Annotated in this window: 10 protein-coding genes; 7 read left to right on the top strand and 3 right to left on the bottom strand. The window is 70.9% G+C overall.

The genetic code is table 11. The features are described from left to right. The first annotated feature begins 9 nt into the window (after window positions 1–9). The 4 genes from H4N64_RS36530 to H4N64_RS36515 all read left to right on the top strand — a co-directional run bounded on the left by H4N64_RS36530 (window position 10) and on the right by H4N64_RS36515 (window position 3,359). Window positions 10–336, top strand: coding sequence for a hypothetical protein (locus H4N64_RS36530; RefSeq protein WP_418896324.1), 327 nt, complete (start codon window positions 10–12; stop codon window positions 334–336). A 109-nt stretch (window positions 337–445) separates the two neighbouring features. Continuing rightward, complete coding sequence (locus H4N64_RS36525; protein ID WP_186286896.1) at window positions 446–1,468, top strand: Acg family FMN-binding oxidoreductase; 1,023 nt, start codon at window positions 446–448, stop codon at window positions 1,466–1,468. A 219-nt stretch (window positions 1,469–1,687) separates the two neighbouring features. Continuing rightward, on the top strand, window positions 1,688–2,863 hold the full coding sequence (locus H4N64_RS36520) for an MFS transporter (protein WP_186286913.1): 1,176 nt from the start codon (window positions 1,688–1,690) through the stop codon (window positions 2,861–2,863). 19 nt (window positions 2,864–2,882) lie between these two features. Continuing rightward, window positions 2,883–3,359, top strand: coding sequence for a hemerythrin domain-containing protein (locus tag H4N64_RS36515; RefSeq protein ID WP_186286895.1), 477 nt, complete (start codon window positions 2,883–2,885; stop codon window positions 3,357–3,359). A 42-nt stretch (window positions 3,360–3,401) separates the two neighbouring features. On the opposite strand, the gene H4N64_RS36510 is transcribed toward H4N64_RS36515, so the two are convergent. Beyond that, the gene (locus H4N64_RS36510; RefSeq protein ID WP_186286894.1) at window positions 3,402–3,878 is read right to left on the bottom strand and encodes a 2Fe-2S iron-sulfur cluster-binding protein; all 477 of its coding nucleotides are present in this window, start codon (window positions 3,876–3,878) and stop codon (window positions 3,402–3,404) included. A 14-nt stretch (window positions 3,879–3,892) separates the two neighbouring features. After that, window positions 3,893–6,235 carry a molybdopterin cofactor-binding domain-containing protein gene (locus tag H4N64_RS36505; protein ID WP_186286893.1) on the bottom strand — a complete coding sequence of 781 codons (2,343 nt, stop codon included), beginning with the start codon at window positions 6,233–6,235 and terminating at the stop codon, window positions 3,893–3,895. Between the two features lie 139 nt (window positions 6,236–6,374). Here H4N64_RS36505 and H4N64_RS36500 point away from each other — a divergent pair, with 139 nt between their 5' ends. Continuing rightward, window positions 6,375–8,075 carry a sigma-70 family RNA polymerase sigma factor gene (locus H4N64_RS36500; RefSeq protein WP_186286892.1) on the top strand — a complete coding sequence of 567 codons (1,701 nt, stop codon included), beginning with the start codon at window positions 6,375–6,377 and terminating at the stop codon, window positions 8,073–8,075. Between the two features lie 31 nt (window positions 8,076–8,106). On the opposite strand, the gene H4N64_RS36495 is transcribed toward H4N64_RS36500, so the two are convergent. Then, on the bottom strand, window positions 8,107–9,594 hold the full coding sequence (locus H4N64_RS36495; RefSeq protein ID WP_186286891.1) for a long-chain-fatty-acid--CoA ligase: 1,488 nt from the start codon (window positions 9,592–9,594) through the stop codon (window positions 8,107–8,109). 164 nt (window positions 9,595–9,758) lie between these two features. On the opposite strand from H4N64_RS36495, the gene H4N64_RS36490 reads away from it, so the two are divergent. Together H4N64_RS36490 and H4N64_RS36485 are read left to right on the top strand one after the other, a co-directional pair. Next, a complete protein-coding gene (locus H4N64_RS36490; RefSeq protein ID WP_186286912.1) occupies window positions 9,759–10,913 on the top strand; it encodes an RsbRD N-terminal domain-containing protein in 1,155 nt (384 codons plus the stop codon). A 283-nt stretch (window positions 10,914–11,196) separates the two neighbouring features. After that, on the top strand, window positions 11,197–12,807 hold the full coding sequence (locus H4N64_RS36485) for an NAD(P)-binding domain-containing protein (RefSeq protein ID WP_186286890.1): 1,611 nt from the start codon (window positions 11,197–11,199) through the stop codon (window positions 12,805–12,807). The last annotated feature ends 2 nt before the right edge of the window (window positions 12,808–12,809 follow it).

The raw sequence follows: 12,809 nt of genomic DNA, 5'->3' as shown, positions 1-12,809 counted from the left end.
GATGACGCGATGGACCTGCGGCAGCTCGATGAGCAGGCGGTGACCACGCTGATCGCCGAGGCCACAGCCGCTCCCTCCATGCACAATGCGCAGCCCTGGCGTTTCCGCTTCGTCGCCGACGAGCACCTTGTCCTGCTGTTCGCCGACCTTGAGCGGGCCATGCCCCACTCCGATCCCGGCGACCGGGCGTTGCACATCGGCTGCGGAGCGGCACTGTTCAACCTGCGCGTCACCGCCGCGCACGCGGGCCTGACCCCGGAGACCCGGCTGCTGCCCGAGCCGTCCACGCCAAGGGCCGCGCCGAACTGGCGAGAGCCCTGGCGGTCGTGTCCTTGATCGGCTCACTGGGCGTCGTACTGCTGGCCACCGCCCTGCTCGCGACCTGACCGCCACGCGATGCCGCATGGACCCCCAGAAACACCCCTGCACAAGACCGGGAGAAACGATGCGCGCACCTGAAACCTCCGAAACACCCGCACTCGACGCCCCGGCGGTGGAGATGCTGCTGACGGCCGCCACCGCGGCCCCGTCGATCCACAACACACAGCCGTGGCGCTTCGGCGTGGACCGCGCACGCCGAGCCCTGCACGTCCGGGTGGCGGCGGAGCGGGCCCTGCCACGGGCCGACCCGAAGGGACGCGCCCGGCATCTCTCCGTCGGCGCCGCGGTGTTCAACCTACGAGTGGCCGCCCGGCACCTGGGCTGGCGACCGGAGGTACGGCTGCTCCCGGACCCCGGCGACCCCGACCTGGTGGCCGTCGTACGGCTGACCGGCCGCCCGGACCCGTACGGCCATGGGCCACAGGACCTCGACCTGTACGAGGCCATCGAGCGCCGGCACACCAGTCGCAGACCGTTCACCGGCCGCCCGGTGCCCGAGCCGGTCGTGGCGCGGATGGCGGACGGCGCGTACGCCGAGGGCGCACGACTGTGGGTACCGGACCTGCGTGCCAGGCGTCGGCTGCTGCGCCTGACCGCCGAGGCCGAGGCGCGCAACAACGCCGGCCGGGCCCGCGCCGCCGAGTCCCGCGCCTGGATCAACGCGCCGGGATCCCACAGCCCCTACGGGATTCCGCTGACCGCCCTGGGCCCCCTGGACGCGACCGGTCGGATGCCGATGCGGAACTTCATCGGCCCGCTGCCCGCCGCACGTCTGCTGCCCGCCCTGCCCTTCGAACGCCACGTCCAGATCGCGCTGTTGTGGACCCCGCAGGACGGTCGCGAGGACTGGCTGCGCGCCGGACAGGCGCTGCAGTGCGTCCTGTTGACCGCCACCGCCCACGGAGTGCGCACGTCGATCCTCCACCAGGCGATGGAGTGGCCCACCCTGCGCGACGAGATGCGCCTGCCGCAAAGGCGCTGCCACCCGCAGGTGCTCATCCGCTTCGGTTACGGCCCCGAAGGCCGCCGTACACCTCGCGCGTCCGCGCACCACGTGACCGATCCGAGTAGGGACCATCGGCCCTGACTCCCCGCCGAAAGACCGGCCCGCGTCAGGGACCAGTCGGTCCGGCACGAGGAACCTTGGGCCCTGTGCCCGGCCGTACGCGATGGCGAAGCCTGGAGCACAGGCCGCCGCGCGGCCGGAAACGTCACCACGACCGGGAGGGACGAGATGGTGCTCCAGCCGTCTGGGAGAAACGATGCGACGCCGAGGGAGGCGCCGGTGCCGGGCCGAGCCTGGTTGATGCTGGCGCTGGCCACGGTCGGCTTCGCCGTGAACTTCTGGGCGTGGGCGCTGCTGAGCCCGCTCGGTCCGCGGTTCAAGGACAGCCTCGACCTGTCGTCGTTCGAGCAGTCGCTGCTGGTGGCGGTGCCGGTGGTGGTCGGTTCGCTGGGCCGGATCCCGGTCGGCGGGCTGACGGACCGGTTCGGCGGGCGGGTGATGTTCCCGCTGGTCTCGGCGGTCACCATCGTGCCGGTGCTGTACCTCGGGCTCGCCGGGCACTCCTCGCTGGCGGCGCTGCTGGCGGGCGGGTTCTTCCTCGGGATCGGCGGAACCGCGTTCGCGGTCGGCGTGCCCTTCGTCAGCGCCTGGTTCCTGCCGGAGCGGCGCGGCCTGGCGATCGGGATCTTCGGCGCCGGCATGGGCGGCACCGCGATCAGCGCCCTGACCACGGTCAAGCTGGTGGACGCGGGCGGCATGGCCACCCCGTTCTGGATCATCGCCGCCGTGCTGGCCGCGTACGCGGTGACGGCGGCGCTGGTGCTGCGCGACGCCCCCGGCCGCGCGGTGCCCGCCGAGACTCTGGCCCGCCGTCTGACCGACACCTTCAAGCTGGGGATCACCTGGCATGCGTCCGCCCTGTACGCGGTGGCGTTCGGCGGCTACGTCGCCTTCTCGGTCTACCTGCCCACCTACCTGAAGACCGGCTACGGCCTCACCCAGGCCGACGCGGCGAACCGCATGGCCGGATTTGTACTGCTGGCGGTGGCCATGCGCCCGGTGGGCGGCTGGCTGTCGGACCGTGTCGGCCCGGTCCGCGTCCTGGGTGCCGCCCTGACCGTGGTGCTCGCCGGAGCGTTGGTCCAGTCGTTCACCCCCGCCCTCGCGCCCACCGGCACCCTCGCCTTCCTGGCCATGGCCGCCGCGCTCGGCGTCGGCAGCGGCGCGGTCTTCGCCTTGGTCGCGCTGCTCTCCCCGGCCGGCAAGGTCGGCTCGGTCACCGGCGTCGTGGGTGCCGCGGGCGGACTGGGCGGCTTCCTGCCGCCGTTGGTGATGGGCGCCCTGTACGGCGCGTACGGCTCGTACGCGATCGGCCTGGTGCTGCTGGCCGTGGTGGCCGGCGCCGCGCTGGCCTTCACCGGCACCGGCGTGCGCCGCGCCCTCACCCGCCGTGCCCCCGCCGCGGCGACGGCCTGAAGCCGGAGAGCACCCCACCATGTGCGAGTACTGCGGCTGCCAAGCGCTGGAAACCATCGACGAGTTGACCATGGAGCACGAGAGAGTCGTGCGGCTCATCAGCTTCGTACGCGACGCCCGCCGCGACGGCGAGGTCACGCGCATGGCGCAGCTGGCCCGGGAGATCAGCGCCGTGCTGGGCCCGCACACCGAGGTCGAGGAGCACGGCCTGTTCCCGGCGCTGGCCGCCGAATTCCCCGAGCAGATCGGCGCGTTGGAGGCCGAGCACCGGCACATCGAGGCGGTGCTGGCGGAGGCGGACGGGCCGTTCCTGGCCGATCCCACGTGGCCGCAGCGGCTGATCGAGACCCTGGACCTGCTGCGCGAGCACATCCTCAAGGAGCAGGACGGCGTCTTCCCGGCCGCTCTGGCCAACCTCAGCATCGAGGAATGGGAAGCCGTGGAGGCGGTCCGCTCCCGCTTGGGCACCCTGCTGCCGAGCCGCGCCGCAGAGTGACGTGCGAAGGATCCGCCCGGGAGGCGAACGGGCGTTCCGACCTCACATCTTCTCGGCGCCCGCCCTGATCGCCTCACGGATGCGGAAGTACGTCCCGCACCGGCACACGTTGCGGATACCGTCGAGGTCGGCCTCGGTGATCTCGCGGTCCTCCTCGGCGACTCGGCGGACGAGCGCGACCGCCGCCATGATCTGGCCCGGCTGGCAGTAGCCGCACTGGGCCACGTCCTGGTCGAGCCACGCCTGCTGCATCGGGTGGAGTTCCGCGCCGACCGTGGCGGGCAGGCCCTCGATCGTGGTGACCTCGTCGGTGGGTTCCAGGTCCTTGACCGGGATCGCGCAGGGGTTGACGGCCCTGCCGTTGAGGTGGCTGGTGCACGCCTTGCACACGTTGATGCCACAGCCGTACTTGGGGCCGGTGACGCCCAGGATGTCGCGCAGCACCCACAACAGCCGTACGTCGTCCGCGACTTCCACGGTGACCTGCTCACCGTTGAGGCGGAAAGTGTGCTCGGGCACGAAGGCTCCTCGGGTCAGTGGGCGTGGTCCAGGCCGTCGGTGGGGGAGGGCGGGACGGGCGGCACGGTCGGTTTGGGAGTGAAGGACAGCGTGCCGTGGTTGATCGGGAACCGGGTGGGCATCGTGCCGGTGGCACGGCCGTAGGCGCAGGCGACCGCGGCCATCGACGCGGCGACGCCCAACTCGCCCGCCCCGCCAGGCTCCCCGGTGGTGGTCGGCATGACGATGATCCGGAGTTCGGGCGGAGTGTTCCACTGCCGGGTGTAGAAGTAGTTGTCCCAGCTGGCTTCCAGGAAGTGGCCGTCGCGCAGGTGCAGGCTGGAGGTCAGCGCCAGCGCGATGCCGTCCATGACGCAGCCCATCATCTGCGCTTCCAGACCACGCGGGTTGACGGCGAGACCGACGTCCACGGCGAACACGGCCTTGGTGACGCGCGGTCCGGCCACCCCGTCGCGAATGGGGCGGTCGACGGTCTCCGGCCGGCAGTCGAGCTCCACCAGCGCGGCACTGACGGAGTGGTACTCGGAGTGGAAGGCGATGCCCTGCGCCGTGCCCTCCGGCATGGTCCGGCCCCACTCCCCGGCCTCGGCCACCTTCTCCAGCACCGCCCGGGCACGCTCGTCGCGCAGGAAGTCACGCCGGAACCGGAAGGGGTCCTTGCCCATCCGCGCCGCGACCTGATCGACGACGAGCTCACGGGCGCAGGCGGCGTCGGGCGAGTAGACGTTGCGCATGCTCCCGGTGTTGAAGCCCTTGTTCGTCTCACTGAGCAGCCGGATGCCGGCGCCGAAGTCGTAGGGCATCGACTGGGAGAGCTGGAAGAACGTCTCGGAGAAGCCGATGTCGCCCACCGGCAGCCTCGCCGCGAGAGCGCTGAAGACCTCGCCGAGGCCGTGGCCGAAGTCGGTGGCGACGCTGGTGTGCCGCTGCTGGTAACCGAGTACGGTGTCGCCGAGGTAGGAGACGCGGACCCGCGAGGTCGCCATGGGATGGGTGCGCCCCTGACGGCAGTCGTCGGCGCGGTGCCACATGAGCTTGACCGGTTTGCGGATCTTCTGGGAGACCTCCGCGGCCTCCAGCGCGGCGTCGAAGAAGAGCTTGCGTCCGAAGGAGCCGCCGCCCTCGGTGACATGCACCGTGACCGCGTGGGCGGGAAGACCGAGCTTGGCGGCGATCGTCTGCTGGGCGACGATCGGTGACTTCAGGGACGCCCAGATCTCCGCGCGGTCGGAACGTACGTCGGCTGTCGCGCAGTTGGGCTCCAGTGCGCTGTTGCCCCGGAAGTGAAAAGTGAACTTCCCTTCCACGCTCGGCGTCAACGGCGGCAGACCCAGGGGGAGTTCAGCGGCTCGCAGATCCTCCAGCACGGACTCGTCGGACTGCCCCTCCGCGGTACCGGCCCGCCACGCAACACGCAGCGCGCGCACGGCGTCGATGCACTGCCCGAACGTCTCCGCACGGACGGCCACCCCGGTGGAGATCACGACGGCGTCCGTGACGCCCGGCATGGCACGGACCTCGTCGAGGTTGGACACCGACCCGATCGTGCCGTTGATGGTCGGGGGACGGCACACCATGGTCGGCCGGGCGTCCGGTATGTCGAGGTCCATCGTGAACTTCTTGCGCCCGGTGACCGCGGCGAGAGCGTCGATCCGGCCGCGCGGGGTGCCGATGACGGAGAAGTCCTCACGCGGCTTCAGCTCCACGGACACCCGCTCCGTCCGCAGGCCCGCGGCCTTCTCGGCGAGCGCGCCGATGCCGATGCTCCGGCCCGCGAGATCCGTGACGACCCCGGCCTTCAGGGTCAGATCGGTCACCGCCGCGCCCAGCTCGATCGCCGCGGCCCGAAGCAGGCGGCCCCGGGCGACCGCGGCGGCGACCCGGATCGGGACGTAGGTCGAGACGGTCGTGTTCGACGCGCCGGTGAGCTGGTTGAACAGCAACTCGGGCCGTGCGTCGGCCAGCGTCACCCGCACCCGTTCCAGCGGTACGTCCAACTCCTCGGCGATCAGCATGGCCGTCGACGTGGTGATGCCCTGCCCGACCTCGGCCCGCGGCAACGCGAACGACACGGTGCCGTCCGGATGCACCTCGACCGTGATGAGGTCGGCGGTCGGCAGCGCCGCCGCGGTCAGTACGTCGTTGAGGTCGACCAACTCGGTGACGTCCGGTGAGGGTACGGCCGCCTCGGCCTCCGGCGCCGCGCCCAACTCGGCCGCGGCCACGAGCGTCGGCCCGGCGAGGACGTACCCGAGAAACCGCCTGCGCCCGACAGAGTGCACTGATCCCACGTCCCAACTCGGGAGGTCCGGTCCCGGACTTCCGTCGTTCGCGCCCGGGAAGATCAGGACGAACATAGGGAGTTGTGGCTTCGGCGTCCAGACCGCGAATCGTGCTTCGTGGCCGGGCCGGTTTCTGTTATGGCGCACCCGGTCGGGGGTCTCCCCTTGTACCGGGCGAAAGAATGCGTGAACCGGAGAGGGATGTGAATCAGGCATGGCAGCAAGGGGAGAGCACGAGTACGCCGTGGTCGAGGCGGCGCAGCGTGGTGCTCTGTGGGCACAGGACGAGCTGGTCGGCGCGTATCTGCCGCTGGTGTACAACATCGTGGGACGGGCGCTGAACGGGCACGCCGACGTCGACGATGTCGTACAGGAGACCATGCTCCGTGCGCTGCGCGGCCTCGGTTCGCTGCATCACCCGGGCAGCTTCCGGTCCTGGCTGGTGGCCATCACGATGAACCAGATCCGCACGTACCAGTACCGGCAGCAGGTGGCACCGGCGGGCTCGGAACTCCAGGACGCCTATGACGTGGCCGACCCTGGTGCGGACTTCGTGGACCTGACGATCGTGCGGCTCGGTCTGGAGGGCCAGCGGCGCGAGGTGGCCGAGGCCACACGCTGGCTCGACGGCGATGACCGGGTGCTGCTGTCGCTGTGGTGGCTGGAGGCCGTCGGCGAGCTGAGCCGGGCGGAGGTGTCCGCGGCGCTGGAGGTGTCGCAGCAGCACACGGCCGTACGGGTGCAGCGGATGAAGGCACAGTTGGAGACCGCCCGCCTGGTGGTACGCGCGCTGTCCGCGACGCCGTTGTGCGCTCGCCTCGACCAGCTGATCGGGAACTGGAACGGCCGCCCGTCGCCGTTGTGGCGCAAGCGCATCGCCCGGCATGCACGGGACTGTGTTCAGTGCGCGGGGCACCAGGCCGACCTGTTCCCGGCCGAGGGGTTGCTGGTGGGTCTGGGGCTGGTGCCCGTGGCTGCCGCGCTGACCGGTCTCGCCGGGCTGACCGCCTTCGGCGGTGCCGAAATCGCGGCCGAGGCGGCAGCCTTCGGGGCGCCGGCGCACCCGGACCACGATCACCCCACGGCCACGGCAGAGGACGACTACGCACGCGCCCACCCGGAATCCGGCACGACATCCGGAACGGGGGACCCCACGGCCGTACTCGCGCCGGTGCGCGCCGCACACGCTCGGGGTCGGCACGGTCACCGTCGACGGGGGCGAATACCGCAGCGACGCCGCATCACCGGCGTCGCCGCCGCGGTTGCCGTACTGATCACGGGAGGCACCGTCGCGACCTTGAGTGTGCAGCCGGACGGGGAGGGCGACAAGGTCCGGTCCGCTGCCGACACACAGTCCGATACGCCCCTGGCATCCTCCTCCGCTTCTACCCCCTCGGCATCTGCGTCCCCGTCACCCAGCAAGTCCCCCTCATCCAAGCCCAGCGCCAAGTCCCCGAAGCCCACGCCGACACCGTCGCGCACGAAGCCGGAGCAGAAGCCTGCGACGCCCGAGCCTCGCCCGTCCACCCCCGCCGCCGCTCCTGCCGACACCCCGGCCGCGCAGGTCCTGGCCCTCGTCAACACGGAGCGGGAGAAGGCCGGTTGCCAGCCGGTGAAGCTCGATGACCGCCTCGCGCGCGCCGCTCAACTGCACAGCGAGGACATGTCGGCCAACCAGTACTTCGACCACACCAGCCTGGACGGCCGCACCTTCGTCGACCGGGCCACCGCCCAGGGGCATCCGTCGCCCGGAGCGGAGAACATCGCCCAGGGACAGAGCACCCCGGAGGCCGTGATGGAGTCCTGGATGAACTCTCAAGGCCATCGCGAGAACATCCTCAACTGTTCTCTGACCAGCATGGGCATAGGCCTTGTCGATGACGACTGGACCTGGACCCAGGTCTTCGGCTACTGAAAGCCGCGCTCGCTCGGAGCCGGGGTCGATCTCACCCCGCCGGCGCGCTGATCTCCCGCTTGAGGATCTTGCCGCTGGGGCCGGTCGGGAGGGTGTCGACGAGCCAGACCTCGCGCGGGTACTTGTACGCCGCCACCCGCTCCTTCACGAACTGCCGGAGCTCGTCGGGCGTGGCCTGTGCCGTCGGGCGCAGGACGACCGCGGCGGCGATCTCCTCGCCCAGGTGCGCGTCGGCCACGCCCACCACCGCGGCCAGCGCGACGGCCGGGTGCTCGTGGAGGACCTCCTCGATCTCGCGCGGGTAGACGTTGTAACCGCCGCGGATGATCATGTCCTTCTTGCGGTCGACGATGTACAGGTAGCCGTCCTCGTCCCGGCGGGCGAGATCGCCGCTGCGCAGCCAGCCGTCCGGGATGGTGGCCACGGTCTCCTCCGGGCGGTTCCAGTACCCCTTCATCACGTTCGGCCCGCGGACGGCCAGTTCGCCGATCTCGCCGGGGGCCACGTCCTGGCCCTTGTCGTCGAGGAGCCGGACCTCCACGTCCTTGATCGGGGTGCCGATGGACCCGGCCTTGCGCGGCCGGTCGGGGTGGTTGAAGGTGACCACCGGGCTGGTCTCGGACATGCCGAAGCCCTCCAGCACCACGCAGCCGAAGCGACGCTCGAAGCCGTGCAGGATCTCCACCGGCAGCGAGGCTCCGCCGGAGACGCACATCCGCAGCGTGGACACATCGGCATCGGACGGGTGCTGGAGCAGCGCCGCGTACATGGTCGGCACGCCCTCGAAGATCGTCGCCCGGTCGCGGGCGATGGCGTCCAGCACGGTCTGCGGGTCGAAGCGGGGGACCAGGATGAGCGTGGCACCGGCGCGGACGGTCACGCTCATCGTGCAGATCTGGCCGAAGATGTGGAACAGCGGCAGGCAGCCCACGACCACGTCCTCCTCGGTCATCTGCTGCACATGGACCTTGTTGACCTCGGTGTTGTGCCGCAGCCCGGTGTGGGTGAGGGTGGCGCCCTTGGGGCGGCCGGTGGTGCCGGAGGTGTACAGCAGTACGGCCACGTCCTCGCCGTCCGGCTCGCTCACCTCCACCAGCGGCTCGTGACCGGCGAGCAGGCCCGCGAAGGCGGCCGGTTCGACGGCCATGTGCCGAATTCCGGCTTCGGCCGCGCCCTGCGCGCCCTCGCCCGGCGCCTGGTGCCACTCGAAGAGGATCTGGGCGCCCGAGTCGCGCAGGTGGTACTCGGTCTCCCGGGTCTTCAGCAGCGGGTTCATCGGTACGACGACCGCTCCGGCGCGCAGTACGCCGTAGTAGAGGACGACGAACTCGGGGACGTTGGGCAGCATCAGCGCGACCCGGTCGCCGGGTCGTACGCCCTCGGCCCGCAGCAGCGCGGCGGCGCGGGCGCTGCGCTCGTCCAGCTCCGCATAGCTGGTGACCTGCTCTCCCAACCGCAGCGCGGGGCGTTCCGGCTGCCGTCGTGCCGTCTCCACCAGGAACTGCGCCAGATTGGCCATGACCGCCTCCACGAACGTCACCGTCGAAATCCGCTGTTCACGCTGACGACATCGTGCAGATGTCCGTGGCGACGACCTATGTGCGGTCTGACAGCGTCTGCCCTGCCGGATTGTTCCCGAGAACAAAACAGGGGCGTTACGCTGCGGCAATGAACTTCTCAGGAGTGGTCTCGGCGCTTCATGCGCGGCTGCCGGAATTGGGCGAGCGGATGGCGCAGCGCATTCGCTCGGAGGTCGATGCCTACCAGGACGAGTCACTGATCCCCTTCGACTCGCTGCGCCGCTCCTGCACCGCCAACGCGGACCTGCTCCTGAACCAGTTCGGTCGCGCGGACGCGCAGGCTCCGAGCCCGGCCCGGGAGACCGGCCGCCTGCGCGCCGAGCAGGGCGTGCCGCTGGCGGACACTCTGCACGCGTACCGGATCGGCTTCGAGCAACTGTGGACGGAGGTCCTCGCCGAGGCCCGCACCCATCCCGAGGTCACCGACGCCCAGCTGGTGTCCCGGTCCGCGGAGATCTGGGCCCTGTTCGGCCACTACGCGGAGGCGGTGGCGGCGGCCTACCGGGAGACGACCGCCGAGCTGACCTCGCGGCGTCAGGCGCGCCGCTCGGCACTGGTGGAGGCGCTGTTCACCGGCGTCATCGCCGACCGCACGCTGTGGGAGGCCGCCCGCGAGCTGGGGCTGCCCGACCGCGGACCTTACGTGGTGGCCGCGGCGTCCGCCGACGCTCCCGGCGAGGAGCCGCTGGCGGGGACGGACGCGGCACTGCGTCAGGCCCAGATCCCCTTCGCCTGGCGGCTGCTGCCCGACCAGCAGATCGGTCTGGCCGCCCTGCCCACGGCGACGGCGGAGAGCGCCTGCCTGCGCATCCTGCGCGGCGCGGGCGCCCGCGTGGGCGTCAGCCCGTGCTTTCACTCGCTGCGGGACACCCCTCAGGCCCTGCGCTTCGCCCGGCTGGCTCTGGCCGGGCTCCAGGGCACGGGCCCCGGCGTCGCACGGTTCGACGACAACCCGCTGGCCATGGTCGTCGCCGCCGCCCCGGCCGAGGCGGCGCACCTCGTGGAGGTGGTCCTCCGGCCCGTGCTCGATCTCCCGGCCGCGGAGCGTGCGCGTCTCCTTCAGACCCTGGAGCACTGGTACGCCGCCGCCGGCTCCGCCACGGACGCGGCGCGGAGCCTCTTCGTCCACCCCAACACCGTCCGCTACCGGCTGCGCCGCGTCGAGGAGCTGACAGCCCGCTCCCTGTCCGATCCACGAGCGGCGGCGGACATCGGCGCGGCACTCCTGGCGGTCCGCCGGGCGGGCGCGACCCGTTAGCCTCCTGACGGGAGCCTGTCGAATGCCTGTCATCGCCGGGGCCCTGTTGCCTGTGTCTGGCGACGGTGACTACCGTGCTCATTGAGATTTCAAAGGGAAATCCGATGGGGTCGGACGACTGTCATGCCCCTGCCAAGCAGCCGACGCTCATCGCACCCTGCGAACCCCGCCCGTGCCGGACGGCGACAGGCCTCTGCACGTCATCACGTACGCGCGCTTCCCCCTCTGCTCACCCCCCAACGGTCTTCGGGCATGCCTTCGCCCGGAGCGCAAGGAGAGATCCATGCACCCCATGCACAGTGAGCCTCTCGACTACCTCGTGATCGGCGGCGGACCCGCCGGGCTCCAGCTCGGGCAGTTACTCCAGGCGGCAGGCCACGGATACCGGATCCTGGAGAGCGGCCGAGCACCGGGAACCTTCTTCCGGACCTTCCCCCGCCACCGCAGGCTGATCTCCATCAACAAGGTGCACAACGGCACCGACGACCCCGAGCTGAACCTCCGGATGGACTGGAACTCCCTGCTGTCCCCGGACCCCGAGCTGCTGTTCGGCCGCTACAGCAAGCGCTACTTCCCGCACGCCGACGACCTGGTCCGCTATCTGGCCGACTTCGCCGAGGCGTTCAAGCTGGACATCGCCCACGACACGCGGGCGGTACGCATCGGGCGCGACATCGACGGCGGTTTCGTCGTCACGGACCAGCACGGCCACGAGCACCGCGCCCGCCGCCTGGTGATGGCCACCGGACTGACGCTGCCCAACACCCCCGACATCCCCGGCATCGAGACGGCAGAGGACTACTCCGTCGTCTCCGTGGACCCAGAGGACTTCACCGACCAGCGCGTCCTCATCCTCGGCAAGGGCAACTCCGCCCTGGAGACCGCGGACAACCTCATCGAGACCGCCGCGGTGATCCATGTCGCCGGCCCGCACTCCATACGGATGGCCTGGAACAGCCACTACGTCGGACATCTGCGCGCGGTCAACAACAACTTCCTCGACACCTACCAACTCAAGTCGCAGAACGCCCTGCTGGACGGAGAGGTCCTGTCCATCGTCAAGAAGGACGAGGGCTCCGCGGGGGGTTACCGGGTCCGCTTCAGCTTCTCCCGCGCCGACGAGGTCGTGAAGGAGCTGCGCTACGACCGGGTCATCGTCTGCACCGGCTTCCGCTTCGACGCCTCGGCGTTCGACCCTGGCTGCCGCCCCGAACTGGTCATCGACGACCGCTTCGCCGCACTCTCCCCGGCGTACGAGTCGGTGAACGTGCCCGGACTGTACTTCGCCGGCACCCTCATGCAGCAACGCGACTTCAAGAAGTCCACCGGCGGCTTCATCCACGGCTTCCGCTACGCCGTACGGGCCCTCGCCCGCATCCTCGACGAGCGCCACCACGACCGCCGCTGGCCGCACCGGCCCCTCGACGCGGCGCCCACCGCCCTGGCGGACGCCGTGCTGGCGCGTGTCAACCGCAGCTCGGCGCTGTGGCAGCAGTTCGCGGTGATCGGCGACCTGATCGTCGCGGCGCCCGGCGAACCGCCCCGCTACCACGAGGAAGTCCCCGTGGCGTACGCACATGAGGCCCGACTCGCGGGAGAAGCCGACTACTTCACCATCACCCTGGAGTACGGGCCCGACCACGACAAGGTCGACCCCTTCGACATCACCGTGCGCCGCACCGCGCAGAACTCGGTCGACGACGCCTTCGACGCCGCGTACCTCCACCCGGTGATCCGCCACCACCGCGGCGGCGAACTCCTCGGCACCCATCACATGGCCGAGAACCTGGAGAACGAGTGGGACGACCCGGCGGTCCACCACGCTCCGCTCGCCGCGTTCTTCGCCCGCGAGCTCGGCCGACGGACCACCACCGCGGTGCCGGCGGGCCGGTGACG

It is taken from the genome of Streptomyces cupreus, assembly GCF_014257025.1.
Taxonomy (GTDB): domain Bacteria; phylum Actinomycetota; class Actinomycetes; order Streptomycetales; family Streptomycetaceae; genus Streptomyces; species Streptomyces cupreus.
This window is presented reverse-complemented; position numbering and strand designations above follow the sequence as displayed.